This window comes from Mesorhizobium sp. WSM4833 (assembly GCF_055811095.1).
Genome location: NZ_JBVVQG010000025.1, coordinates 24,137 through 49,496, shown reverse-complemented (window position 1 = coordinate 49,496; position 25,360 = coordinate 24,137). Strand labels below are relative to the sequence as shown.

Below are 25,360 nucleotides of genomic sequence, written 5' to 3'. Positions count from 1 at the left end.
CCCCTACTCCCCTACTCCCCTACTCCCCTCTTCCGCCGCAGCCTGCCGCAAATCGGCAATCACCGCGCGCCGGTCATGACGCCGCCAGGCGAGATGGAGTGAAACCGTGCGGTCGAACCACGGCAGGTCGCGAAACACGATCCGCGGCGGCGCGGCGGCACGCAGGCTGGCTTGCACCGTCGCCAAGCCGAGACCCGCGCTGACAAGGCCGAGCGAGGTCAGCGGGTCCGCCGTCTCATAGGCGATGTCGGGCAAAAAGCCGGCTTTGGCGCAGGCGGCAAGGAACTGGCCGCGATTGGTGTCGTCCGGCTGGCGCACGACGGTGATCCAGGTGCGACCGTCAAGATGGTGAGGCCCGATCTCTGGCACTTCAACGAGTGGGTCATCTTCGGGGATCGCCAGCACCAGCGGCTCATGCCGCAGCGCCATGGCGGCGACATCCGGATCATCATCGGGTGGCGACGAGTAGACAAAGCCCAGATCCAGCGACCGCTGCCGTAGCCCTTCCAACTGCGCCGCCGAACGCAGGCTTCTCAGCTGCAGGTGGAAATCCGGCCGATCGCGACGGAACTGGCGCAGCATCCCGGCGACAAGCCCGGCATGAACGGCCCCTTCGACATAGCCGATGGCGAGCCGGCCGACGGCGCCGCTGGCCAGGTTGCGGCCGAACTCCTCCACACGTCGCGCATTGGACAGCAGCGCGCGGGCCTCGGTGAGGAAGGCGCGGCCCTCGACGTTGAGATGGATCCGCTGCTTCGACCTTTCAAAGAGGGAAACACCCAACTGCTCCTCGAGCTGGATGATCTGCCGGCTGAGTGGCGACTGGGAAATATGCAGCATTTCGGCTGCGCGCCCGACATTTCCGGTTTCGGCGACCGTGACGAAATAGCGAAGCTGGCGCAGGTCGAACATTTATCCTCCAAGGCTCAAGTCCCCTTAGGTCTCAACTTTAACCTAATCAGTCTTGGACTGTCTGACCAGCCAAAAGCGATAATCGGCCATCCAACCAAAGGAGACCGCCATGCAGTTCTTTGCCCTTCTCGCTCGCAACACCGAAAAATTTACCGATGCCGATTTCGCTCCGCTTCTGCCCGGCGAAGCCGAACAGCGGCGCACGCTCTACGCCGAAGGGGCGGTACGTCAGGTGTGGAACCGAGGCGACATCCCGGGCAGCGGCATGATGCTCGAGGCTGCTGATGATGCTGAGGTTCGCGGCCACCTCGCCACCTTGCCGTTGGTCAAGGCCGGCATGATGGACATTGCCGCAATCGTGCCCCTCAAGCCCTACCCCGGCTTCGGCCCGAAGCACTGACAGGGCACATCCGGGGGTGACGAAGGCGTCACCCCCGGATTGACACGGGGGATCGACAGACTGTGATCGGCTGTCAAGAAACCGTCACACGAAACCGGCTTCGCGCGTGCTGGAATCAGTATCAGGCAGCCGCCGTGCGGCGCCATCTTCGGAACATGCATCTGGCACCGCCCATGGACATCACTCTCGCCCCGGAAGGCACCGATCTGTCGCCCTACCTGCCCGACGAGCACGGACTGTTCTTCATCTATCACTTCACCGCTGAGGGCGTGCGAACCAGGGACGCCGCCGCCGCGCACTGGACATGGCGCAGCTACCAGCTTTCCGACATGCGGGCCCGCCACGAAATCGGCGCCGATCGGGCTTTGCCGGCACCCGTGCGTGAAGCTTTCCTATCCGCCAGCCATGGCTGCCACATCGACCTTGAGGACGACTGGCTCTATGGCGATCTGCCGGACCTGCGCCATGACTATTCGGCGGAAGCGGGCGGGCTTGGCCATTTTCGCTTCGCGCTCAATGACACGATGCTGGTCGGCGCCCGCAAGCAACCGCTGCAATCGGTCGACAACATCCGCAAGGCGATCGAGAATGGATCGCGCAAGTTCCGCTCGCCAGCCGAGTTGATCGAGGCTGTCGTCGGCCAGTCGTTCGATGGCATGGTGGCGGAACTTGCGGCACTCGGCGACAGTCTCGATGGCATCGAAGACCGTATCGTCTGCGACGCATGGCACAATGAACGGCAATCCCTGGTCGACGCGCGCCGGCATCTGGTGGTGATCCACAGGCAGATGGCGACGCTGACCAATCTGTTCCGTCACCTTGATCATTCGCACCGCAACGACCTGCCAGACAGCATCAACGACATGGCCGCGCGCCTTTCACACCGGGCGCAGACGCTGCACTATGACGGGGAGCAGTTGCAGGCGCGCGCCCGGCTATTGCAGGACGAGCTTATGGCAAAGCTGACGACGCAGTCGAACCGGCTGCTGTACGTCCTGTCGGTGATGACGGCGGTGCTGTTGCCGATGACCATCATCTCAGGCCTGTTCGGCATGAACGTTGGGGGCCTGCCGCTGGTCGACACGCCAATGGGCTTTTGGGTGGTGACGGCTGTGTCGATGGTGATCGCGGGCGCGACCTATCTCTTTGTCAGGCGGCTCGGACAGATGTAGCACCCGCCGGCAGCTTTCACGCAGTGGCGCGAAGATCCTCGATGATGGTGCCGGCGGCGGCCACTTCCGCTTCGTGATCGGGCTCGCGCCAGGTCTCGGCAAGCCCAGCCGCATGCCATTCGCGCATCGCCGGCAGAGCAAGCAACTGCGCCGGATACGCTGCAGCCGCACCCTCGAAGGAGAGCCCATAAGACTGTGCGCGGAACGCCACCGGGGCAAAGAAAGCATCTACTGCGGTGAAATGAGCGCCCGCCAGAAATGGCCCGCCGAAACGAGCAAGACCATCATTCCAGAGGTCGTCGAGGCGAAAGAGATCCTGCTTCAGCGCATCGGACATCGGAAACGGCTCTACCCGCACGCCGCAACTCATCGGACAGGCGCTGCGCAATGCGGTGAAGCTCGAATGCATCTCGGCGGCGGCCGAGCGCGCCCAGGCGCGCGCCTTGGCTTCGACGGGCCACACGCCATGGTGGCGTTCGGCCAGATATTCGACGATGGCCAGCGAATCCCAGACCGCCCAGCCGTCGTCGACCAGGCACGGCACGCGGCCGCTCGGTGAGAAGGAACGGTACAGATCCCAGCTCGATCCGGTCGGGAATGGCGTCAGCCGTTCCTCGAATGGGATATCCAGCGCGCGCATCAGCACCCAGGGCCGCAGCGACCATGAGGAATAATTTTTGTTGGCGATATGCAGCAGGTACATCGAACCCCCTTACCGTGCGGGCTGCGGCGCGGCGCGTCGCGCTGTCGTCAACATCGACCAGGAATAGACTGCCAAAGCCGCCCAGATCAGCGCAAAGGCGATGGCCTGGATGGTGCCGAAAGGCTCGTCGAAGATCAGAACGGCGATCAGGAACACCATGGTCGGCGCGATATATTGCATGATGCCGATGGTTGACAGCCGCAGCAGCTTGGCGCCGAAGGCGAACAGCAACAACGGCACCGATGTGACTGGACCGCAGCCGATCAGCAACGCCGTGTCCGTGCCACTGCTGGATACGATGTGGTCCTGTCCGGTCGCGATGAGATAGACTATGTAGCCAAGTGCCGGCACCGACAGCAGAAGGACTTCGAGCAAAAATCCCTGGCTCGGGCCGATCGGCAGCGTCTTGCGGAAGAAGCCGTAGGCGGCGAAGGAAAACGCCAGTGCCAACGACACCCAGGGCAGCTTGCCGCCTTCGATGGTCAGCACGGCGACGGCGACGGCCGCCAGCACCACCGCCGCGATCTGCAGCCGGTCGAGCCGCTCGCCGAGCAGCAGCGCGCCGACAACGACGCTGACCAGGGGATTGATGTAGTAGCCGAGCGCGGTTTCGACGGTGCGGTCGACCGCGATCGCCCAGACATAGATGCCCCAGTTGACCGAGATCAGCGCCGCCGTCAGCGCGGCCATGGCGATGGTGCGCGGCGAACGAAGCGCCGCCTTGAAATCCGCCGTGCGGCCGGCCCAGATCAGAACGGCGGCGGCGATCGGCACCGACCAGACGATGCGATGGGCAATGACTTCCGCGAGCGGCAGATGAGCGACCGCCTTCATGTAGAAGGGCAGCAATCCCCATAGCAGATAGGCGCCGAGCGCCAGCAGAAAGCCGCGCCGGGCCTTGGACTCTGCATCCAGGGTAATTGCTTCAGTGGCCATGGGCCAACGCTATGGCCCAGTCACCTTGGCAAGACCATCGCAAAGTTCTGATGGATCAATGGACTTTCGCTGATGGTTCAACCCTATTCGGCGGCCACCAGTCCGGCCATCTCGCGGTTCTTCATCAGCTTGTAGACGATGGAATCCATCAGCGCCTGGAACGAGGCGTCGATGATGTTCTCGGAAACGCCGACCGTCCACCAGCGCGCGCCGGTGCCGTCATGCGATTCGATCAGAACGCGGGTGATCGCCTCGGTACCGCCATTGAGGATACGCACCTTGAAGTCGGCCAGCTCCATGTCGGCGATCTCGCCCTGGAATTTGCCGAGGTCCTTGCGCAGCGCGATGTCGAGTGCGTTGACCGGGCCATGCCCCTCGGCCACCGACATCTTCTCCTCGCCATCGACCACCACCTTGACGATCGCTTCGGAGACCGTCTTCAACTGGCCGTTGGCGTCGAAGCGGCGCTCGACCATACAGCGGAACGAGGTGACGTTGAAGAATTCCGGCAGGCCGTGCAGCATCTTGCGGGCGAGGAGTTCGAAGCTGGCATCGGCGCCTTCATAGGCATAGCCCTCGGCCTCGCGCTCCTTGACCCCGGATATCAGCGCGTCGAGCCGGTGATCGTCCTTCGGCACCTCAATGCCGCGTCGCCTCAGCTCGGCGAGGAAATTGGCCTTGCCGCCCTGGTCCGAGACCATGACACGGCGGCGGTTGCCGACCGTTTCGGGGGGGACGTGCTCGTAGGTCGCCGGCTCCTTGGCCAGTGCGGAGGCATGAATGCCGGCCTTGGTGGCGAAGGCGGAAGCGCCGACATAGGGCGCTTGCGCCTCTGGCGCTCGGTTCAGGAGTTCGTCGAATGCGCGCGACAACCTGGAAATGCCTGTCAGCGCCTCAGCCGAAATGCCAGTTTCGAAACGATCGGCGAAGGCCGGCTTTAGCGCCAGCGTCGGCACGATCGAGATCAAATTGGCGTTGCCGCAGCGCTCCCCGATGCCGTTGAGCGTGCCCTGGATCTGGCGCACGCCAGCCTCGACAGCGGCGAGGGAATTCGCCACGGCCTGGCCGGTGTCGTCATGGGCATGGATGCCGAGATGATCGCCTGAAATGCCTGATAAAATAACCTTCTCGACGATGGCGCGGACTTCCGATGGCTGCGTGCCGCCATTGGTGTCGCACAGCACCACCCAACGCGCCCCGGCATCATAGGCGGTCCTGGCGCAGGCCAGCGCATAGTCGGGATTGGCCTTGAAGCCATCGAAGAAATGCTCGCAGTCGACCAATGCCTCCTTGCCGGCGGCGATCGCCGCCTCGACGGAGGCCTTGATGGCATCGAGGTTCTCCTCATTGGTGCAGCCGAGCGCGACACGGACGTGGTAGTCCCAGCTCTTGGCGACGAAGCAGATGGCATCCGATTTCGATTGCACAAGAGACGCTAGGCCGGGATCGTTGGACGCCGACACCCCTGCCCGCTTGGTCATGCCGAAGGCGACGAATTTGGCGCGCTCCGTGCGCTTCTCCTGGAAGAAGGCGGTGTCGGTCGGGTTCGCGCCGGGATAGCCGCCTTCGACATAGTCGAGGCCAAAAGCGTCAAGCAGTTTTGCGATGGCGATCTTGTCCTCGACGGAAAAGTCGATGCCCGGCGTCTGCTGGCCATCGCGCAACGTGGTGTCAAAGAGATAGAGGCGCTCGCGGGTCATGGTCATTTGCCTGCAAACTTGTCCGTCGCGCGGATCAGCCGGTCGAGGATACCCGGCTCCGAATAAGCATGGCCGGCGCCCTCGATCAGATGGAAATCCGCCTTTGGCCAGGCCTTGTGCAGCGCCCAGGCATAGCGCGCCGGGCATGGCATGTCGTAGCGGCCATGGACGATGGTGCCGGGGATGTCGCTCAGCCTGTGCGCGTCGCGCAGCAATTGTCCCTCTTCCAGCCAGCCGGCATGGACGAAATAGTGGTTCTCGATGCGGGCGAACGCGACGGCATAGTCGTCCTGCCCAAACGGACCGCTTGTCTCAGGCTCCGGCAACAGCGTGATCGTTTCGCCTTCCCACAGGCTCCAGGCGCGGGCCGCCTCGATCTGCGCCTTGCGATCCGTGCCGACCAGCCGCTTGCGATAGGCGGCCATCATGTCGCCGCGCTCGGCCTCCGGGATCGGCGCCAGGAAGCGCTCCCATTTGTCCGGGAACATTTCCGAGACGCCGAACTGATAATACCATTCCAGTTCCGCACGCGTCAGCGTGTAGATGCCGCGCACCACCAGTTCGCTGACGCGTTCTGGATGGGTCTCGGCGTAGGCGAGCGCAAGCGTCGACCCCCAGGAGCCGCCGAACACCAGCCATTTGTCGAAGCCGGCCATTTCGCGCAGCCGTTCGATGTCGGCGACCAGGTGCCATGTCGTATTGGCTTCGAGCGAGGCGTTGGGCGTCGATTTTCCGCAGCCACGCTGGTCGAACAGGATGACATCGTAGAGCTTCGGGTCGAACAGCCGCCGGTGTTTTGGCGAAATGGTGCCGCCCGGCCCGCCATGCAGGAACACCGCCGGCTTGGCGCCTTTAGTGCCGGAACGCTCCCAGTAGACCTGGTGGCCGTCGCCGACATCGAGCATGCCGGAATCGAACGCCTCGATCTCGGGATAAAGCGTACGCAATTGACTGCTCATAGTTGTAAACCTTTGGTCGGCCAGTCCGGCGTTTCATGGTCTGGGTGCTGGAAGGAGATGATGGATTCCTGCCTGTTGTAATAATCAGGATCCTGGTGGACGGGCTGATCGAAGATCGTCTCCACCCAGGGCAACCGCGCGGCATAGTTGACCTGGATCTGCGGTGCCAGGTCCGAACGGTCGTCGAAGGCACCGATCGCGATTTCCAGCCCGCCGGGCTGCCGATATGTCAGCGGCGTGCCGCAGCGGGCGCAGAAACCACGATCGATGTTGACCGACGACTGGAAGTAACTCGGCTCTTCATGGGTCCATTCGACTCCTTCCCTGGGCACCGTGACCAGCGCGCCGAAGAACGAGCCGAACTGCTTCTGACACATGCGGCAATGGCAGATGGACGGACGGCCGAGCGCTCCATGAACGCGGAAGCGCACGGCGCCACACTGGCAGCCGCCGGTTCTTACCTGATCGGTCATGATCTTTCCTTTGGCGGCCATTGTTCGGTGTCGTGGTCGGGGTGCTGGTAGGAAACGAGATCGGCCAGATAGGAGGCCGACGACATGTCGGCCATGGTGTCCTCGCCCGGCAGTTGCGGGATCGAGTCGACATAGGGCAGCTTTGCCTCGATCCCCCATTGAATCAGCGGCACGATCTCCGCTGGATTGTCGAAGGCACCGATGGCGAGGCCAACCCCGTCCGGCGCGGTGAAGGTCAGCGGCGTGCCGCAATCGGCGCAAAAACCGCGATCGACATGGTTGGACGAACGGAAGTATTTCGGCTCGCCGCGCGTCCAGTCGAGCCTGGCGCCACGCACCGAAACCAGCGGCGCGTAGAACGCGCCGAACGCCTTCTGGCACATGCGGCAATGGCAGACCGAAGCGTCGCCCAAAGCGCCTTCAACGCGAAAGCGCACCGCGCCGCACTGGCAGCCGCCGGTGTAGATCGGTCGGTTGTCGAGGCTCATCGCTGATCACTCCGGCGCATGGCAGACGGCCTCGACGTTGTTGCCGTCGGGATCGAGGACGAAGGCGCCATAGTAGTCCGGGTGATAGTGCGGGCGCAGGCCCGGCCCGCCATTGTCCTTGCCGCCGGCGGCAAGCGCCGCAGCATAGAAGGCTTCGACCTCGGCGCGGCTGCGCGCGGTGAAGGCGACGTGCTGATGGGCCTTCTGACCATCCTCGCCTTCCTGCAGCCAGAATACCGGCCGATCGCGACCGTAGCCACCGACCTTTTTACCGCCGGTGTACTCCAGCGGCACCATATACAACAGCGCGGCACCAAGCGGCGCCATCGCCTTGTCATAGAAAGCCTTCGAAGCGTCGAAATCGGCAACGTTGATGCCGAGATGATCGATCATCTTTTTACCTCCCAGGTGGTGATGCGTTCGCCTGTGACCGGGTCCTTGCCGTCCTTCAACTGTATCCCTTGGGCCAGCAGGTCGTCGCGGATGCGGTCGGCTTCGGCCCAGTTCTTGGCGGCGATGAACGCGAGACGCTTGGCGATGGCCTTGCCGACGTGGCCTTCATCAACCTTCGCCGACGCGACGTCGAAGCCGAGGAACAGCAGCGACGCCTTCAGCGATGCAGCGGCATCGTTGCCGTCCATTGCCTCGCCGGCCAACTGGGTCAGGACCTGGAAGGCGGCATAGGTGGCGAGATCGTCCGACAAGGCGTCGATGATCTCCACGGGCACCTGTCCCGCCGCCGTCGGCGCGAGGTCGGCCCCCCGCTTCCATTTTCGCAGGGTGTTCTCGGCCTCTTCCAGCTTGCGCACGGAAAAGTCGATCGGCTCGCGATAATGCGTCATCAGCATCGCCAGCCGCAGCACCTCGCCCGGCCATTTGCGGCCGCCGAAGGTCTCGGTCTCCAGGAGTTCGTTGATCGAGTAGAAGTTGCCGAGGCTCTTCGACATTTTCTGCCCTTCGACCTGCAGGAAGCCGTTGTGCATCCAGATGTTGGCCATCATTTCGGTGCCATGGGCGCAACGCGACTGGGCGATCTCGTTTTCATGGTGCGGGAAGATCAGGTCGAGGCCGCCGCCATGGATGTCGAAGACCTCGCCGAGATAGGCGGCCGACATCGCCGAGCACTCGATGTGCCAGCCCGGCCGACCCCTGCCCCATGGCGAATTCCAGCCCGGCTCCTCCGGTGACGACAACTTCCAGAGGACAAAATCGCCGGGATTTTTCTTATGCGCGTCGACGGCGACGCGGGCACCGGCCTGCTGCTCGTCGAGATTGCGCTTCGACAGCTGGCCGTAGTCGGGCATCGACGCCGTGTCGAACAGGACTTCGCCCGCAGCAACATAGGCATGGCCGCGTTCGATCAGGCTTTGAATCAAGGTGATCATGTCAACCTTGCCGTCGGCACGGGGCTCGACGAATTCGGTGGCGCGCGGCTCGACCGTCGGCTCCAGGCAGCCGAGAACCGCCACGTCGCTGTGGAACTGGCCGGCGGTCTTTTCGGTGACCCGCCTGATCGCCTCATTCAACGACAGCGTGCCGGAAGCGATCTCGCCGCCGAAATCGCGCAAAGCGCGCGCGTTGATCTTGTCGTCGACGTCGGTGATGTTGCGCACATAGGTGACGTGCGTCTGCCCATAGAGATGGCGCAGCAAGCGGAACAGCACGTCGAAGACGATCACCGGCCTGGCATTACCGATATGAGCAAAATCGTAGACGGTCGGGCCGCAGACATACATGCGCACGTTCAGCGGATCGATCGGGACGAAATCCTCTTTCGTCCGCGTCAGCGTGTTGTAGAGGCGCAGGCCCTGCGATGCGTCGGACATTCGTGCCTTCCCGGTTCAAAACTCAATTCGACGAAGCCAGCCCTGCGCGAAACGCAAATCAGGCTCCAGCCTGCTGGCCGGGGCGTTTGTCCAATCTGGGGAAAGATGAGGCGAAAACGTCCGGACCAGCGCGAGGCTAGCCAATAATGCAAATGCCACAAATGGCGAAAGACGTTTTCATGGGCGGCTTTATCGCCTTGGCTTGTGTTGCCGTCAAGTCGCAAGTTTCGGCAAAACCGTCGCTGGGTCACAGGTAATGATGCACTGAAACATTTTATTAAACATGTCGGCACAGTCATGAAACATTCGCCGGCTAGATCAGCAGGCGTCACGATTTGGTCAGAATCGGCCATCAAACGCAGACACGAAAATGTTACCAGGGAAGAGAGACATGCCCCGAACCAAGCAGGAAGCCAACCGCGCCAAGCAGCCGGCGCTGGCCAACCACTATCGCGCAATCGGCCCGGCCGCGATCGTCGCCGCCCTTCTCCATACCGCCAAGAAGAAAAAGCCGGCGCAGAAGATCGTTTCGCCCCGCGCTGCCTGAAGGGATGGGCGGCCGGCGCCAATGGCGCCAGAAATGAAGGCGCCGACGCGCGCGCCCTCTGCTAGAACAACGTCATCTGACTGTCGTCCGCGCCGGACTTCTGGCGCTTGACCTTCTCGGGCTCCGGCCCGATCTCGCCCCGCTCCTGAATCTCCGGTCCGGTGTTGGCGACCTTGTTGACGAGGTCGGAGACCGGAATTGCCTCGAAGAAATCGAGCTGTGCCGGTCGCAACAGATCGGCGACATCGCGCGGTTCGAGCGTGCGGCAATCCAGCCAACGTGCGAAATCCCTGGGATCGATCACCACCGGCATGCGGTCGTGGATATGCGCGATGTCGGCATTGGCGTTGATGGTCAGGATGGCGCCGGTGTCCATTTCCGAACCGCCCGGCTCGGCATAGGTCTCGATCAGCCCGGCGAAGGCAACCAGCCCGCCATGCCTGGGGCGTATCCAGTGAGGCTGCCCCTTCTTGCCACCGGTTTGCCGCCATTCATAAAAGCCGGACGCCGGCACCAAAGCGCGGCGATGGCGCATGGCGGCCTTGAACGACGCCTTTTCGGCAGCCCCTTCGGAGCGCGCGTTGAACAGCAGCGGAAACTCGCCTGTATCCTTCACCCAGGTCGGGATCAGCCCCCAGCGCACCAGCATTGGCTGCCGGTCCGGCAGATTGGAGCCCGGCGCCCGCGGAGGGCCGGCGACCGCCATCAGGATCGGCTGCGTCGGGGCGATGTTGTAGCGCGCCGGGAAATCCTCAAGCCCCGCCACGTCCAGAAACGCAGCGGTCTGATCCGGCGTCGCGGTCAAGGCGAAACGTCCGCACATGGTCGATTGATGCCCTTCGAAAGCTTCGGTTTCTGAAAGTGGCGATGGAACCGGCGTTGCGCAACCGCTAAAACTTGTCCACGCTGGCCGGTCCACAACTGACCGGCCTTCAGTCTGATTGGGAATCCATGAACGAAGCGCGCAAAATACTTCCGGCAGTCTCGGTCGCCGTCGTGCGGGCAGACACCGTGCTTCTGGTCAAGCGAGCCCGGCAACCGTCGCAAGGGCTCTATGCCTTTCCGGGCGGCAAGGTCGAGCCTGGTGAGACGCTGGAGGCAGCGGCAGAGCGCGAACTTCAGGAAGAAACCGGTTTGCGTGCCACAAATTATCGCCCGCTGCGGGAAATCCACATCGACGGCCGGGATGACAGCCACCCGGTCGATTATCTCCTCACAGTCTTCGGCGCCGCCTATGCCGGCGGCGAGGCCGTGGCCAGCGACGATGCGGAGACGGCGGCCTTCTATACGCTCAGCGAGATGGCGGCGCTGCCGCTGGCAGGCTCGGTATTCGCGGTCGCCGAAGACTTGTTGGCCCCCGGCGGAAACGCCGGACTGCTGTCCTGAAATCAACTTGCGGGCCACAAATTGTTTCGCCACAAAGACTTATGCTGTTTAGCAGAGCCACGCAGCTGGTAGAGAAGGCTTATGAATCGTCCATCCATGCTCCTCGCCGTGTGTCTTGCGGTCGGCGCGACCGTTTCGATACGGCCCGCGCTCAGCGCCGAGTCGCCGTTCGAGCCCGGGTTGATGCGGCTGGCGGAGGTTCTGGGCTCGCTGCATTTCCTGCGCAATCTGTGCGGCGAAAAGGGCGACCAGTGGCGTGTCGAGATGACAAAACTGCTCGATTCGGAAAATCCGGACGCCGAGCGGCGCGCCCGCTTCATTGCCAGCTTCAATCGCGGCTACCGCTCCTTCGGCGGCACCTATACGAGGTGCACGCCCTCGGCGACCGAAGCCATCAGCCGCTACATGAAGGAAGGCGAGACGCTGTCTCGCGACATCGCCTCGCGTTACGGCAACTAATGCATGTCGCCCAAAAGTGGCTGCGGTTTTGGGAGAACGACACGCATAAAAACGAAAACCTAAAGCGCCTCGCCTGAATCCGTTCAAACGCGGCGCGCTTTAGGCACTCGCTCATCGACAACTATCCGAACCATTGCTGGGTACAGCCGATATATCGGCTTGTGCCAGGCGATATCTTGGTGCAATCCTCATGTTGCACTTCTGCAACAGTATTAACGAAACCTTACCGCGCGAAAGCGGAATTAACTCAAACTGAAGGTTTTCGCCCCGCAGGCCGCCCCAATCGGCTAAGTTTGACTCGAACTGAACGCAGCTTCGCACAAGGCAATCGGGCTTTGTAAAAGACGATCAGAAAAATGTCGTATTTACAAATACTTAATTGTCCCTGCGTGTGAAATGAACAGATCAGGCCTGATCCACATCAATGGATCGCAGCTTGAAAGGGTGGACATTCGCTTATGGAACATGGTGTCAACGACATCGACGCGCTGGTCAGGGAAGAAAAACGCTTGACCGCCGTGGAAAGCCACAGCGAGGCCTGGGCGGAAGGTCTCTCCGCCGGGATAGAGCCCGAGATCATTGCCGAAGCAGCGCTCGAAACAGCCTTCGGCGAGATGTTGCGTGCCAATGGCGAGACCTCGGCCCTTGCCCTGCTCGACCGTATGCGTGAAAAGGTGATTGCTGGCGCCTTCGAACCTGAACGGCTGCGGCACTGAACCGACGTCCGGTTCTTTGACGGCAATATGCCGCTCGGGCGTCATGCCCGTAAGCAGGGAGAAACGGGCAGTGAGTTTTTCGATGTCAGGCAAGCCGCGTGGCTTGGTCCTTCGCATCTCTTTCGCCGCTTGCTGTGCCGCGATTCCCCTGGTTGTGTGTCTCGCGAGCAGCCCCGCCTATGCGCTGAGCGAAATCAAGCGCGAAGAGCTCCCCCCGACGGTCACGCCGCCGGCCGACGACATGTCGCCCCCCGGAAGCACCGTGCCAATGCCCAACCCGGTCGGGACGCCGCCGCCGTCTAGCCAGCCGACTGCTCCTGCCGAAGCCGAGCCGGACAGTCCGGCGGATGGCGGCGTGACCAGACCACGCGTCGATCCGGACACGCCGGTGCCCGAGGTCATCTACGATCTCGGCAAGCTGCCGGAACCAGTGCGGCGCATGCATGATTTGATCGTCGAAGCCTGCAAGGGCGGCGATATCGAAAAGTTGCGGCCGTTGATCGGCACGGGCGACAACACAACGCAATTGTCCCTAACCGACATTGATGGCGATGCCGTCGCCTTCCTCAAGGGCCTCTCGGGCGACCCGGACGGCCAGGAAATCCTGGCCATCCTGGAGGAGGTGCTTGATGCCGGCTACGTCCACCTCGATGCCGGCACGCCACAAGAGCTCTATGTGTGGCCGTATTTCTTCGCCCTACCGCTGGACAAGCTGGACGCCAAGCAGCGGGTCGAACTGTTCAAGATCGTCACCGCTGGTGATTTCGACGACATGAAGCAGTTCGGCGCCTATATTTTCTATCGCGTCGGTATCACCCCTAGCGGACAATGGTCGTTCTTCGTCGCCGGGGATTGAGAGCGGCTCTTCCCACCCACGGGGGTGGGGAGCCTAGCGGGGCAATGCCTCAGAAAACTCCACCGCCCTACCCTGGCTTGGCGTGGCGATCTCGCCTTCCCACATCACGCGGCGGCCGCGAATGACGGTGCCGACCGGCCAGCCGACCACTTCTCTCCCGTCATAAGGCGTCCAGCCGGCTTTCGAGCCGGCCTGCGCATTGGTGATGGTCTGGCGCCGCTTCATATCGACGATGGTGAAGTCGGCCTCGTAGCCGGCAGCGATACGGCCCTTTCTCGCCATGCCGAATATCCGCTGCGGGCCGTGGCTAGACAGGTCGACAAAGCGCTGCAAGGTCAGCCGGCCGGCATTGACGTGGTCGAGCATGATCGGCACCAGCGTCTGCACGCCGGTCATCCCCGACGGTGAGGCCGGATAGGGCTTTGCCTTCTCGGCCAGCGTGTGCGGCGCGTGGTCGGAGCCGAGCACATCGACGATGCCTTGCGCAATGCCATGCCAGACGCCATCGCGATGGCGCGCGGCACGCACCGGCGGGTTCATCTGGATCAGCGTGCCAAGCCTGAGATAGTCGTCGGCGCTCAGCGTCAAATGATGTGGCGTCGCCTCGCAGGTCGCGACATCCTTGTGTTGTTCGAGGAACACAATCTCCTCGGCGGTCGAGATGTGTAGAACATGGATGCGGGCACGGGCGTTTCGCGCAATGCGTACCAGCCGTTCGGTACAGCGCAAGGCGGCGATCTCGTCGCGCCAGACAGGGTGCGATGCCGGGTCGCCTTCGATGCGTTCGCCAAGGCGCTCGCGCAGCCGGAATTCGTCTTCCGAATGAAAGGCGGCGCGCCGGCGCGTGTTTCTCAGGATCGACGCCACGCCCTCGTCATCCTCGACCAGCAGGTCGCCAGTGGACGAGCCCATGAAAACCTTGATCCCGGCCGCACCCGGCAGCCGCTCAAGCTCGCCGACATCCCCGGCATTCTCGCGGGTGCCGCCGACCCAGAAGGCGAAATCGCAATGCATGCGCCCCGTGCCGCGCCGGACCTTGTCGGCAAGCGTTGCCTCGCTGGTGGTCAGCGGATTGGTGTTGGGCATCTCGAACACGGCGGTGACGCCGCCAAGCACGGCAGCGCGCGAACCCGTTTCCAAATCTTCCTTGTGCTCCAGTCCCGGCTCGCGAAAATGCACCTGGCTGTCGACGACACCCGGCAGGATATGCAGGCCGCGGCAGTCGATCGTCTCGCCGGCCGAGGCCTGGCGGAGATCGCCGATGGCAGCGATGCGCCCGTCCTTCACGCCGATGTCGCGGGCCCCTTCGCCGTCATGGTTGACCACTGTGCCGCCTGTCAGGATGAGGTCGTAGATCATGGCCATGCTCTCTTGCGGGGGGAGTGCCAGCGGCTTACGTAAAGGCCGACCATTTTGCAAGATCAGGTTGCTTTTCCGCCCATGCCCTGTGCCCAGCTCAAAGACCGCGCCCTCATTTCCGTATCAGGTCCGGATGCCGAGCATTTTTTGCAGAACATCCTGACCACCGATCTCGACATCCTGGCTCCCGGCGAAGCCAAACCCGGTGCGCTGCTGACGCCGCAAGGCAAGATCCTGTTCGATTTCCTGATCTCCCGCACCGGCGAGAATGCATTCCGGCTCGAATGCCGTGCCGACATATCGGACGATTTCGTACGCCGGCTGACGCTCTACAAACTGCGCGCCAAGGTCGAGATTGCCAAATCCGATCAGGCGTTTGTCACCGTCGCGTGGGGACATGAATCAACACCCTCACAATCTGATTCAACGGCGGCCGCCGACACACGCTTTCCGAAGGGTGCCGTCACGCGTTCCTATGGCGAAACGGATGAGCGCGGCGATCTTGCCGCGTGGCAAGCCTTCCGCATTGTCGGCGGCATTGCCGAAAGCGGCAGCGACTACCAACTCGGAGACGCCTTCCCCCACGATGTGCTGCTGGACGAAACCGGCGGCATCGGCTTCAAGAAGGGCTGCTATGTCGGCCAGGAGGTCGTCTCGCGCATGCAGCATCGCGGCACGGCCAGGCGGCGCGTGCTGATTGCATCGGCCGACAGGCCCCTGCCCACGCCCGGCACCGAACTGACCGTCGCAGGCAGGCCGGTTGGCACGCTCGGCTCGACGGTAGACACGACCGGTCTGGCCATTGTGCGCATCGACCGGGTCAAGGCGGCGCTCGATGCCGGCCAGCCGATCATGGCCGGGGACGTTCCGGTAACGCTGGCCATTCCCGGTTGGGCAAAATTCGCCTTCCCGCAGGAAGCCGTTAGCGCGGAGGAGGCCTGATGGCGGCCGACCGCGTCGGCGCGCCGGCACGCGCCTGGCAGCGCATGCTGTCGGGCCGCCGGCTCGATTTGCTCGACCCCTCGCCGCTCGACATCGAGATTTCGGACATTGCGCACGGGCTCGCCCGCGTTGCCCGCTGGAACGGCCAGACCAGCGGCGAGCATGCGTTTTCGGTCGCCCAGCACTCGCTGCTGGTCGAAGCGCTGTTCTGCGACCTGGTGCCCGAGGCTTCGGCCGACGCCCGGCTGGCGGCCCTGCTGCACGACGCCCCCGAATATGTCATCGGCGACATGATCTCGCCGTTCAAATCGGTGATGGGCGGCAGCTACAAGGATTGTGAGTTACGGCTGCAGCGCGCCATCCATCTGCGCTTCTCGCTGCCTCCGGAACCAAGTGCTGCGCTGCGCAAGGAGATCAAGCGCGCCGACCAGATCGCCGCCTATTTCGAGGCAACGCTGCTCGCCGGCTTTTCGACCGCCGAGGCGACCGAGTTCTTCGGCCGTCCGCGCGGCTTCAATGCCGACCGCTTCGATTTCACGCCACGTTCGGTGACCTGGGCGCAGAACGCGTTTCTGAAACGGTTTTCGGCGATCGAGACGTCGCGGCATCAGGTTTCGGCGACCGCAATCGGCTAAAGCGCGTCGCGCTGAAACGGATTCACGCGACGCGCTTTAGGTCTTTGTCTTTATGCATGTCATTCCCCCAAAACCGAGGTCACTTTTGGGCGACATGCATTAAAACGCTAAATTAACCAGCGGCGACCACAGTAGCTTGTTCGATCACGGTCCGCAGGCGCGCTCATGCCCGTCGCTGATGCCAAGGATGGTTCGGCCGTCCCGAAACGGGAGGCCGAAGGCATGGACCGCTCCCGCCACATGGAAGACGAACTGCGGGAGCAGAACCAACGCTTTTCGGCTGCGGTCGAGAACATGTCGCACGGCCTGTGCATGTTCGACGCCGACGAGCGGATGATCATCTGCAACGGCAACTACCTACACATCTTTTGCCTCGACGCCAGGGTGATAAGGCCCGGCATCCGGTTCCTCGACATTCTGCGCCACAGCGTCGATATCGGCGTCGCCTCGCAAACCGCCGACGAACTCTACGCCATCCGCAAGCCCTATATCGATCAGGCAAAGCCCTCGACCTACGAAGAAACACTGTCGGACGGCCGCATCGTCAGCATCTCGCACCGCCCTCTGGCTCTGGGCGGCTGGGTTTCGATCTATGAAGACATCACCGAGCAGCGCCGCGCGCAAGAGGATCTCAAGGAGCAGCACCGCCGCTTCGACGCAGCGCTCGCCAACATGTCGCAAGGCTTGCTGATGTATGACGCCGACGGCAAGATGATCGTGCGCAACCGGCGTTTTCTGGAGCTCTACAAGGTCACCCCGGCGGACTTTCCGCTTGGAACGACGCACCGCGACGCGCTCGAACGGTTGCTGGAACTCGGCATCTATACGAAGATCGATGTCGACAGCGAAGTCGCCAAGACCGAAGCCTGTCTGGCGGCGGCAAAAATGCATTCGGCCTATCGGCATCTTGCCGACGGCAGGACGGTTTTGGTCACACGTCGGCCGATGGATGGCGGCGGCTGGGTGGTGACCTTCGACGACGTCACCGAACGTCGCCGCACCGAAGAGCGCATGACCCATCTTGCGCATCACGACACGCTGACGGGATTGCCCAACCGCTCGATGTTTCGCGAACGGCTCGACCTTGCGCTGGAGGACACGGCGGCCACGCCGCTGGCGATCTTCTCGCTCGATCTCGATCGCTTCAAGGCAGTCAACGACACCTGGGGACATCCGGCCGGCGACTGGCTGCTGAAGAGCGTGGCCGAGCGGCTGCAGCGCTGCCTGCATAATGAAAACGACGTCGTTGCCCGCTTCGGCGGCGACGAATTCGTCATCATCCAGTTCAATTTCAAGGGCATTGCCAATGCTGAAAAACTCGCGAAGCGGATCGTCGAGACAATCGGAAAACCGTTCCGCGACAAGAGCCGCGAGATGCATATCGGCATCAGCCTGGGCATCGCGGTTTTCCCCAACGACGGCGGAGACGCCGACACGCTGCTGAGGAACGCCGATACAGCGCTTTACCGGGCGAAGAGCGAAGGCCGCAATCTGTATCGGTTCTTCGAACCCGGAATGGACGCAATGGTACAGGCACGGCGTGCGTTGGAGGTCGACCTCGGGACCGCACTGTCGCGCCAGGAATTCGACCTCGATTTCCAACCCATCATGAACATCGCCTCCGGCGAGATCGTCGGCGCGGAAGCCTTGATGCGCTGGCATTCCCCAGAACGTGGCATGGTGGCGCCGGACAGCTTCATTCCGGTCGCCGAAGAAACCGGATTGATCGTGCCGCTTGGAGAATGGGCGCTGAGGAAAGCCTGCACGGCGGCGGCACGCTGGCCCGCCGGCCTGCGCGTGGCGGTCAATGTCTCGGCCGTGCAACTTAAAAGCGGCAGCTTCGCCCGCAGCGTCATCTCGGCGCTGGCTTTCTCCGGCGTGCCAGCCGGTCGGTTGGAACTGGAGATCACCGAAACCGTGCTGATGGACGAAAGCGAGGTGGTGCTAAGGACGCTGCGGCAGTTGCGCGAACTCGGCATCCGCATCGCGCTGGACGATTTCGGCACCGGCTATTCGTCGCTCGGCTACCTCAGGCGTTTTCCTGTCGACAAGATCAAGATCGACCGTTCGTTCATCCACGACCTCGGCAATCGCGACACCGCGGCGATCGTTCGCACCGTCATCGGGCTGGGTGCCGAGCTTGGCATCACTGTCACCGCCGAGGGGGTCGAGACCGAGGTGCAACTCGACATCCTGCGCAGCAATGGCTGCACCGAGGCGCAGGGCTTTCTGATCGGCGCGCCGTCAAAGGCGGCCGAGATCCAGCGTCTGTTGAGATCCCGGGCGCCGCACAGCCAGACCGGCTAGGCCGGCCATCGTCAATGCAGCGTCTCGATGTACTTTTCGTGGAAGCTGACATAGCCGGGCTCGACCACCTTGAGATGCCGCTCGATCAGCGCATGAAACCGCGGCAGTTGATGAAACGGCACGCCGGGATAGGCATGATGCTCGGCATGGAACGGCATGTTCCACGCCAGCTTGCGGACCAGCCAGTTGGTCAATGTGGTCCTGGTGTTCTCCAGCATGTTGGCGACGAACGGACAGCGACCATGCTCGGCCAAGAGATAGAGGCGCAGAAACGGCTGCCCCAACAGAGCGGGCAAAATCCAGACATAGACAAGCACCGAGAGCCGGAAATAGACGGCCAGCAGAAGGAGCACGGCATAAAAGGCAATCATGGCGCGTGCCTCGATGCGCACCTTGTCATAGCCCTTTGGCGGAACGTAGCTTTCGCGACCACGATCCGCGGCGTTGGCATAAAGCGTGTTGATGTGGCCCCACCATAACGGGATGCCGGATATGTGGACGAGGTATTGCCGCCATGTCTCCGGCTTGGGGAACGCCAGTTCCGGGTCATTGTCGGGATCTTGCGTGTATCGATGGTGGGCAAAGTGGAAGTAGCGGAACCAGTCCGCCGGCAGCACGATCGCCAGGCTGCACACCCGCGCCACGAGATCGTTCAGCCGCTGCGCCTCAAAGGCCGTGCGATGAACCGTCTCGTGCAGCAGCGTGAACAGGAACACGATGAGGAGACCTTGCGGCAGCATCAGCAGCGGCCAGAACGGCACTTTGGCGGCGATCAGCGATCCGAGGATCACGATCGCACCCCAATGAGCAGCAAGCTGAGCGAGGCCCGCGGCATCAGACTTGGCGGTCAGCCGGTTGCGCTCCTCCTGCGTCAACGATGAAATTACGTCGCGATGATCCACGGGCTTCGATCCAGGCTGGGATTTGATAGAATCCACTGTAGCGCATGAAAAACCTTTCCAAAAATGACGATTTCTGCGATTTAGATAAGCTTAGCTTGTCTATTTGGTGATCATGGCCGTACTTCCCTCTCTCAAAGGACTTCAGGCTTTCGAGGCTGCGGCTCGCACAGGCAGCTTTGCGGGGGCGGCGGAAGAGCTTTCTGTATCCGCCGCCGCCGTCAGCCAGCTCATCCGCACCGTCGAGGAGCAGATGGACCGCAAGCTGTTCCATCGCGTCAACCGGCGCGCCGTCCTCACCGAGGCCGGCGTCGAGATGCTGCCCAGGCTGACCATGGCCTTCCAGGAGATCGGCAGCGTCGCGCGCCAGCTGGGCGGCGATGCGTTCCGCCCGCGCCTCGTAGTGTCGGTGCCGCCATCCATGGCCATGGGTTGGCTTTCGCAGCGCCTCACTGGTTTTGTCTCCAGCCATGGCGCCGTCGACATATCGCTCAGAGGCGAGGATGACCCGGTGCCGTTCGACCGTGAGTTGATCGACATCAGGCTCACTTATGGCCCGCACTATCGCGAGCACCCGACCGAGGACATCGTCCAGGACGCAGTCTATCCCGTGTGTGCACCCGGGCTGGCCGACACGATCAAACCCGAAGGCCTCGCCAGCCTGCCGCTTATCCATACCGGCTGGGGACCGACCGGTGCGTCCTTTCCGTCCTGGCACAACTGGTTCGAGGCGGCCGGCATCGAACCCGGCCGGGCAGCGCAGCGCGGCCTCTCGGCCAACTCGTCGCGCGCGGCACTCGACCTTGCCATTTCGGGATTGGGCGTGGCGCTGGCGCAAGGGATCTACTGTGCCGAGGCGCTGGAGGACGGCCGACTTGTCAGGCCCCTCGCCCAAATGGTCGAGCTGCGCCAGCCCTATTGCCTGACGATCCCGGAGCGCAGCGCCAGACGCGATGTCGTGGACGCGTTTCGCCAGTGGCTGATCGACGAGTGCCGGCGCGCAGTCGGCTCGCCGGCACTGCGTTGACGCGACACGCGGCAATGGTCAGAGGTGCCCGCTCAATGCCTCAGCCATGTCCTTGTTTGTCGCCACGGGGATGATCTCGAATTCCACCAGATCCGCCCATTCGATGACCCAACGCTGCAGCAGCGTGACGTCACCGGCCTCCACCAGCAGGAAGCAGCGGCTCATGTCCGCCGCGATCCAGCTGTGGTGCACGAGCAGCTCGTCCGGTTTCAGGCGGCCGCGGTCGCGAAAGCGGCGATAGATCTCCTTGCGATCACAGCCGGTGAAGTCCTCGATCACGATAAACTGCATGTTCTACCCCCGATCAAATTACCGCCCCGGCCGGTCCAACCGCTCCAGGAACCACTGCGTCAGCCGCACCCAGACCTCGTCCTTCTCACCGGAATCCTCCCAGCCATGGTCGAGGTTGGGATTGTCATTCACCTCGATGACGAAGACGCCGTCCTTGGTCTCCTTGAGGTCGACGCCATAGAGCCCGTCGCCGATGCAGCGCGCCGCCTTCACTGCCGTCTCGACGACATGCGCCGGCGTTTCCTTCAGCGTGAAGGTCTTGATGCCGCCCTGGTCGGGCTTGCCGTTGGCCTTGTGGTTGACGATCTGCCAGTGCTTCTTGGCCATCAGATAGTGCACGGCAAACAGCGGCTGGCCGCCGAGCACGCCGACACGCCAGTCATATTCGGTCGGAATGAATTTCTGCGCGATCAGAAGGTCGGAATCCTCCAGCCATTCGGTGGCGAGCGTCTTCAGTTCCTCGAAGTTGGCGCATTTCTTGACGCCGCGCGAGAACGACGAATCCGGGATCTTCAGCACCAGCGGAAAGCCCAGCGTCTGCGCCGCCAGTTCGAGATCCGAGGTGCCGGCGATCATCACCGTCGGCGGCACCGGCACCTTGTTGTAGGCCATCAGCTCGTTGAGATAGACCTTGTTGGTGCAGCGGATCATCGACAGTGGATCGTCGATCACCGGCATGCCTTCCTGCTGGGCGCGGCGGGCGAAACGATAGGTGTGGTTGGAGATCGAGGTGGTCTCGCGGATGAACAGCGCGTCGTAATTGGCGAGCTTGGCCAGGTCCCGCTTGGTGATCGGCTCGATTTCGACGCCCATCTTCTCGGCGATCTTGGCCCAATAGCGCAGCGACGAGATCTCCGAGGGCGGCAATTCCTCATGCGGGTCGACCAGCGTGGCGAAGGTGTAGCGCGCCGGCGTACGGCCCTTGGTGTCGCGCCACTCCCGGTTGGTGTAGGTTTCCAGGCACTGGATGAAGCTTTTTTCCTCGTCCTCGGTCATCCGCGCCAATGGATGAAAGCCGATCTTGCGGATCGAGGCCCATTCGGCGCTGTCCTTGATGTGGACTTCGAGCGCCGGTGCGCGGAACCAATCGAACAACAGCTTGGCGAAACGGTCCCAGATTTTTGACGGCCCGATGCCGAAGAAGATGCAGACCTTTTGCGGAAAGGCGCCACCAAGATCCTTGCGGCATTTGTTGAGCGCCAGTTCCAGTTCCGGCAGCGCGTGCTCATAGAGCTTGCGTTCCGACAGGTCGATCATCGTCTCGACGGTCGGGATCACCTTGTGGCCGCGCGAGCTTGCCAGCAGCGAGGCATAGTAGCCGCGGCTCTGGTAGGCGTAATTGTTCGACAGGTTGATGACCTTCGGCCGCTGGCCGCGAAACAATGACGGATGCGCGAGATAGTCGCGATTGGTGATGATCTTGTGCGGTGTCGCCACCTGGTCGAGATCGCTCTGCCTGCCGGTAAGGATGACCCAGGTCATTGTCTGTCACGCTTTCCCAGAGTGATGGCGGCACGCAGTCCATCGCGACCGAACTGCGCCATGTTCATGAAGATGCCGTAAGGCACGGGAATGTTGGCTGCATCAAGGATGGTCTCCTGCCTTTCATCCTCGACCCAAGGGTCGTGGATCAGGATATGGTCGCCGTCATCGCCGATCGCCAGCACCCAGTGCGGCACCTTCTTGCCGAACATCAGGAAGCCGCTGATCAGCACCAGCACCAGCTTTCCCCCAGCGATCGCAGCGCGGATATCGTCGATTGTGAATGCACGGTAATTCACCGGGATGCCGTAAAGTTCCGCGCGTCGGCGAAAGTCGACCTGCGCCAGTTCCATTACCCTGCGCTTGTCCTCGCTGCGCACCGATTGCAGGAACAGCGCGCCATAGAAGGAGACGTAGATCTCCACCGCGAGCCCGCTCTCGTAGCCCGAGACAGCGAGGCCGAACGGCTCGCAACCGCCGGGACCCGACATCATGAAGACGGTCGTCGCTTCACGCCACAGGCGGATTTCCATGACCGGATCCGGCACGAAGCCGCGATCGAAATTGGCCATCGCCATCATCAGGCAGCACGGACCGCAGGTGAATTCGCAGGTCTGCGGGTAGAACGGCACCTTGGTGGCGATCGGAATGTCGCCACGCAAGGTTTTTTCGTAGCGAAGTGCCGTTTCGCCATCCTCATAGTAGCCGGGCTCACGCCCGATCTTGCGATAACCGGCCCGTTCGTAGATGCGGATCGCGCGGCTGTTGTCTTCGCGAACTTCGAGACGCAGCATCATGCGGTCGTGCTCGAAGGCGGCATCTTCGGCGGATCCGAGCAGGATGCGGCCGACACCCAGCCCGCCGAAAAACGGACTGGTCGCAATCGAGTAGAGGCGCGCCACGCCGCTGCCTTTGCGAAACAGCACGATCGCATAACCGGCCACGCGGCCGTCGACTTCGGCGACCAGCGTCTCGGCGGTTTCACGCTCGATGAACAGTCGGAAGGAGCGGCGGGAAATACGGTCGCTTGAGAAAACAGCTTTCTCGATGGCGGCGAGATCATCGACGTCAGACGCGCGGGCCGTGCGGATCTCGGCAGGCATGCGGCTTCAGAAAACCTCGATTGGTGGTGGAAATGGCCCTACTCGAACACGTCCATGACGCCAACCAGGGCGTTGGGAAAACCGGCGTCCACCTGGGCGCACGAAGTCCGCTCCACCACCTTGAATCTTCGCCTCGTTTTTCCAAAAACCGTTTCCGATTTTCGGGGCGATGCGACGGCATTCATCAAGCGCTATCGCACCTCGATTAGGGCCGAATTGTGACAAATCCGACGCCGATCCGACGGGCGCAAAAGGTCCTTCGGCCGGATCGGCATTCGCGGATCGACGGCACCGGCAAAAGCGGTGCCATTCAGCTTGCCAGCCCGTTTACAAGTTGCGTGTAGGCGTTCCTGGCGACCTCGTTCAGCCGCTCGCGCGGCAAGGAGCCGACGACGGCGCAGCCATAGCCCTTGTCCAGCCAGTAGACGGCCTCGGGTCCGTCTTGCGTGGCGGCGTAGGTGCCCTTGGCATTCTCCGCCGATTCCGTGGTGACGAACAGCGATATACGCTGCCCATTGCCGTCCTCGTAAAGCAGCATGGCGGCCTTGCTCTCGCCTGCCGGAAGCAACCGGCCGCCGACCAACTGGAAACCGTTCGCGGTCAAGTCGGGTGCCACCAGCTTCAACCCTACCCGGTTGGACAGCCAGGTCTGCAGATGGTCCTTGTCGCTGGCCGGAACCTCGACGGCATGCCGCTTTTCGGCGGCATAGATGACATGGGCCGCGATTGCCTGCTCGGCCAGCCGATCTTCCGCCGGGTCCTCCTGGCCGATGCCGTCGACGCCGGCAAGGTAGCCACCAAGCCCGCCGGCGGCGACCAGCAACACGGCAGCGGCAAGCCACCAGCGTGAGCGTGGCGCGGCAGCCCTCACCGGTGCCTCGCCGAGCACGACCTTGCGCAGGCGCGCGGGCACGGCTTCGTCCAGCACCCCGGCGAAGGCGGCCTGAAGCGCCGTCCGGTCGGCGGTGAAGCGGGCGCTCCTGGCCTTCATCTCGGGATTGGCGTCGAGCCAGGCGTCGTAAGCGGCGCGCTCGTCTGCAGGCAGCTCGCCATCGAGCGCCATGTGGATGTCCCGTTCGGAAAAGTCGCGGCGGATCATTTCTCGACGATCCTTATCGCGCGGCGACGCGCCGTATCGTCCAGCAACCCGCGCAATTCCTCACGCCCGCGCGCAATGCGCGACATCAGCGTGCCAGCGGGGACGCCCAGAATGTTGGCGGCTTCAGCATAGGAAAAACCTTCGATGGCAACCATGACAAGAGCTGCGCGTCGATCGGGGCTGATCGCCTGCAACGCGTCGATGATCTCGCGCGAGGCGATACTCTCCACCTGCTCTGCCGGCTGGGCAACGGCCTCGCCCGCCTCCAGCGGCAACATCGCCGCCTCGCCGCGGCGGTTCACCTTGCGCATCTGGTCGATGAACAAATGATGCATGATCGTAAACAGCCACCTCCGGGGGCTTTCTCCTGTCTGCCAGTTGTCGAGCCGCACAAGCGCCCGCTCGAGGCAATCCTGGACAAGGTCGTCGGCAGCGTCGCGGTCGCGCAAAAGCGAGCGTGCGTAACGGCGCAGGCGCGGTATTTCGCCAAGGATTGCTGCCTTCTTTTCGTCCATGACCGCTGGTTTCGAGGTCGCCCTTGTTGATCTGGATTGAACGCGCCTTCCGGGCGCGGCGCAAGCGGCCAGCGCGAAGCGGTCTCCCGCCCCGGTCACCCAAGCAATGAGATAACGAGCCCATTGGCCGATTTATTCCCGGTCGGGGTGAAATCTTATTGTTCTTGC

At 62.7% G+C, this 25,360-nt stretch carries 28 protein-coding genes; 11 read left to right on the top strand and 17 right to left on the bottom strand.

Translation table 11 applies throughout. From position 1 onward, the window contains the following. Positions 1-3: 3 nt before the first annotated feature. Positions 4-912, bottom strand: a complete 909-nt coding sequence (locus tag AC0L2D_RS30595; RefSeq protein ID WP_473543904.1) for a LysR substrate-binding domain-containing protein — start codon at positions 910-912, stop codon at positions 4-6. Between the two features lie 109 nt (positions 913-1,021). Between AC0L2D_RS30595 and AC0L2D_RS30590 the strand changes: the two genes are divergently transcribed. After that, the gene (locus tag AC0L2D_RS30590; protein ID WP_013532552.1) at positions 1,022-1,312 is read left to right on the top strand and encodes a muconolactone Delta-isomerase family protein; all 291 of its coding nucleotides are present in this window, start codon (positions 1,022-1,024) and stop codon (positions 1,310-1,312) included. A gap of 173 nt (positions 1,313-1,485) precedes the next feature. After that, positions 1,486-2,484, top strand: a complete 999-nt coding sequence (locus tag AC0L2D_RS30585; RefSeq protein WP_024503048.1) for a transporter — start codon at positions 1,486-1,488, stop codon at positions 2,482-2,484. A 16-nt stretch (positions 2,485-2,500) separates the two neighbouring features. Here AC0L2D_RS30585 and AC0L2D_RS30580 read toward each other — a convergent pair whose 3' ends face one another. The 8 genes from AC0L2D_RS30580 to cysS form a co-directional block, all read right to left on the bottom strand. Further along, the gene (locus AC0L2D_RS30580; protein WP_063171780.1) at positions 2,501-3,187 is read right to left on the bottom strand and encodes a glutathione S-transferase family protein; all 687 of its coding nucleotides are present in this window, start codon (positions 3,185-3,187) and stop codon (positions 2,501-2,503) included. Between the two features lie 9 nt (positions 3,188-3,196). After that, positions 3,197-4,123 carry an EamA family transporter RarD gene (gene rarD / locus AC0L2D_RS30575; RefSeq protein ID WP_013532555.1) on the bottom strand — a complete coding sequence of 309 codons (927 nt, stop codon included), beginning with the start codon at positions 4,121-4,123 and terminating at the stop codon, positions 3,197-3,199. Positions 4,124-4,206: 83 nt separating this feature from the next. Then, positions 4,207-5,829, bottom strand: coding sequence for a citramalate synthase (gene cimA / locus AC0L2D_RS30570; protein ID WP_473543901.1), 1,623 nt, complete (start codon positions 5,827-5,829; stop codon positions 4,207-4,209). Further along, on the bottom strand, positions 5,826-6,782 hold the full coding sequence (pip, locus tag AC0L2D_RS30565; RefSeq protein WP_063171779.1) for a prolyl aminopeptidase: 957 nt from the start codon (positions 6,780-6,782) through the stop codon (positions 5,826-5,828). Before pip ends, cimA begins: the two co-directional genes overlap by 4 nt. Beyond that, a complete protein-coding gene (locus AC0L2D_RS30560; RefSeq protein ID WP_473543899.1) occupies positions 6,779-7,255 on the bottom strand; it encodes a GFA family protein in 477 nt (158 codons plus the stop codon). Before AC0L2D_RS30560 ends, pip begins: the two co-directional genes overlap by 4 nt. After that, positions 7,252-7,743: a GFA family protein gene (locus tag AC0L2D_RS30555; protein WP_013532559.1), complete on the bottom strand. Its 492-nt coding sequence runs from the start codon at positions 7,741-7,743 to the stop codon at positions 7,252-7,254. Before AC0L2D_RS30555 ends, AC0L2D_RS30560 begins: the two co-directional genes overlap by 4 nt. A gap of 6 nt (positions 7,744-7,749) precedes the next feature. Then, positions 7,750-8,136, bottom strand: a complete 387-nt coding sequence (locus AC0L2D_RS30550; protein ID WP_473543898.1) for a VOC family protein — start codon at positions 8,134-8,136, stop codon at positions 7,750-7,752. Beyond that, entirely contained in the window at positions 8,133-9,569 is a 1,437-nt protein-coding gene (gene cysS / locus AC0L2D_RS30545; RefSeq protein WP_473543896.1) for a cysteine--tRNA ligase, read from the bottom strand. Before cysS ends, AC0L2D_RS30550 begins: the two co-directional genes overlap by 4 nt. A gap of 391 nt (positions 9,570-9,960) precedes the next feature. Between cysS and AC0L2D_RS30540 the strand changes: the two genes are divergently transcribed. Continuing rightward, a complete protein-coding gene (locus AC0L2D_RS30540) occupies positions 9,961-10,116 on the top strand; it encodes a hypothetical protein (RefSeq protein ID WP_013532562.1) in 156 nt (51 codons plus the stop codon). 61 nt (positions 10,117-10,177) lie between these two features. Here AC0L2D_RS30540 and AC0L2D_RS30535 read toward each other — a convergent pair whose 3' ends face one another. Next, a complete protein-coding gene (locus tag AC0L2D_RS30535) occupies positions 10,178-10,939 on the bottom strand; it encodes an SOS response-associated peptidase (RefSeq protein ID WP_473543894.1) in 762 nt (253 codons plus the stop codon). Between the two features lie 128 nt (positions 10,940-11,067). Between AC0L2D_RS30535 and AC0L2D_RS30530 the strand changes: the two genes are divergently transcribed. From AC0L2D_RS30530 to AC0L2D_RS30515, 4 genes are all read left to right on the top strand, one after another. Continuing rightward, on the top strand, positions 11,068-11,502 hold the full coding sequence (locus tag AC0L2D_RS30530) for an NUDIX hydrolase (RefSeq protein ID WP_024503054.1): 435 nt from the start codon (positions 11,068-11,070) through the stop codon (positions 11,500-11,502). Between the two features lie 81 nt (positions 11,503-11,583). Then, on the top strand, positions 11,584-11,961 hold the full coding sequence (locus AC0L2D_RS30525; RefSeq protein ID WP_013532565.1) for a TIGR02301 family protein: 378 nt from the start codon (positions 11,584-11,586) through the stop codon (positions 11,959-11,961). A 458-nt stretch (positions 11,962-12,419) separates the two neighbouring features. Further along, positions 12,420-12,677, top strand: a complete 258-nt coding sequence (locus AC0L2D_RS30520) for a hypothetical protein (RefSeq protein ID WP_008874920.1) — start codon at positions 12,420-12,422, stop codon at positions 12,675-12,677. A gap of 82 nt (positions 12,678-12,759) precedes the next feature. Continuing rightward, positions 12,760-13,533 carry a hypothetical protein gene (locus AC0L2D_RS30515; RefSeq protein WP_013532566.1) on the top strand — a complete coding sequence of 258 codons (774 nt, stop codon included), beginning with the start codon at positions 12,760-12,762 and terminating at the stop codon, positions 13,531-13,533. Positions 13,534-13,566: 33 nt separating this feature from the next. Here AC0L2D_RS30515 and AC0L2D_RS30510 read toward each other — a convergent pair whose 3' ends face one another. Next, positions 13,567-14,898 (bottom strand): dihydroorotase, encoded by a 1,332-nt coding sequence (locus AC0L2D_RS30510; protein WP_473543892.1) that lies wholly within the window; start codon positions 14,896-14,898, stop codon positions 13,567-13,569. A gap of 75 nt (positions 14,899-14,973) precedes the next feature. On the opposite strand from AC0L2D_RS30510, the gene ygfZ reads away from it, so the two are divergent. The 3 genes from ygfZ to AC0L2D_RS30495 all read left to right on the top strand — a co-directional run bounded on the left by ygfZ (position 14,974) and on the right by AC0L2D_RS30495 (position 18,776). Next, positions 14,974-15,834: a CAF17-like 4Fe-4S cluster assembly/insertion protein YgfZ gene (gene ygfZ / locus AC0L2D_RS30505; RefSeq protein WP_473543890.1), complete on the top strand. Its 861-nt coding sequence runs from the start codon at positions 14,974-14,976 to the stop codon at positions 15,832-15,834. Next, positions 15,834-16,469 (top strand): HD domain-containing protein, encoded by a 636-nt coding sequence (locus AC0L2D_RS30500; RefSeq protein ID WP_013532569.1) that lies wholly within the window; start codon positions 15,834-15,836, stop codon positions 16,467-16,469. Before ygfZ ends, AC0L2D_RS30500 begins: the two co-directional genes overlap by 1 nt. Positions 16,470-16,634: 165 nt before the next feature. Further along, positions 16,635-18,776 carry a putative bifunctional diguanylate cyclase/phosphodiesterase gene (locus tag AC0L2D_RS30495; protein WP_473543888.1) on the top strand — a complete coding sequence of 714 codons (2,142 nt, stop codon included), beginning with the start codon at positions 16,635-16,637 and terminating at the stop codon, positions 18,774-18,776. Between the two features lie 11 nt (positions 18,777-18,787). Here AC0L2D_RS30495 and AC0L2D_RS30490 read toward each other — a convergent pair whose 3' ends face one another. After that, positions 18,788-19,678, bottom strand: coding sequence for a fatty acid desaturase family protein (locus AC0L2D_RS30490; protein WP_275953609.1), 891 nt, complete (start codon positions 19,676-19,678; stop codon positions 18,788-18,790). 112 nt (positions 19,679-19,790) lie between these two features. Between AC0L2D_RS30490 and AC0L2D_RS30485 the strand changes: the two genes are divergently transcribed. Next, positions 19,791-20,702 carry a LysR substrate-binding domain-containing protein gene (locus AC0L2D_RS30485; protein WP_064993160.1) on the top strand — a complete coding sequence of 304 codons (912 nt, stop codon included), beginning with the start codon at positions 19,791-19,793 and terminating at the stop codon, positions 20,700-20,702. A gap of 18 nt (positions 20,703-20,720) precedes the next feature. On the opposite strand, the gene AC0L2D_RS30480 is transcribed toward AC0L2D_RS30485, so the two are convergent. The 5 genes from AC0L2D_RS30480 to AC0L2D_RS30460 form a co-directional block, all read right to left on the bottom strand. Further along, entirely contained in the window at positions 20,721-20,993 is a 273-nt protein-coding gene (locus tag AC0L2D_RS30480) for a DUF3303 domain-containing protein (protein WP_473543885.1), read from the bottom strand. Positions 20,994-21,011: 18 nt separating this feature from the next. Further along, entirely contained in the window at positions 21,012-22,475 is a 1,464-nt protein-coding gene (locus tag AC0L2D_RS30475) for a RimK family alpha-L-glutamate ligase (protein ID WP_013532574.1), read from the bottom strand. Next, positions 22,472-23,578 (bottom strand): peptidase C39 family protein, encoded by a 1,107-nt coding sequence (locus AC0L2D_RS30470; protein ID WP_013532575.1) that lies wholly within the window; start codon positions 23,576-23,578, stop codon positions 22,472-22,474. Before AC0L2D_RS30470 ends, AC0L2D_RS30475 begins: the two co-directional genes overlap by 4 nt. Before the next feature lie 310 nt (positions 23,579-23,888). Then, entirely contained in the window at positions 23,889-24,677 is a 789-nt protein-coding gene (locus tag AC0L2D_RS30465) for an anti-sigma factor family protein (protein WP_473543883.1), read from the bottom strand. Continuing rightward, positions 24,674-25,192 (bottom strand): RNA polymerase sigma factor, encoded by a 519-nt coding sequence (locus AC0L2D_RS30460; protein WP_013532577.1) that lies wholly within the window; start codon positions 25,190-25,192, stop codon positions 24,674-24,676. The genes AC0L2D_RS30465 and AC0L2D_RS30460 overlap by 4 nt, the downstream gene beginning before the upstream one ends. Positions 25,193-25,360: the final 168 nt, after the last annotated feature.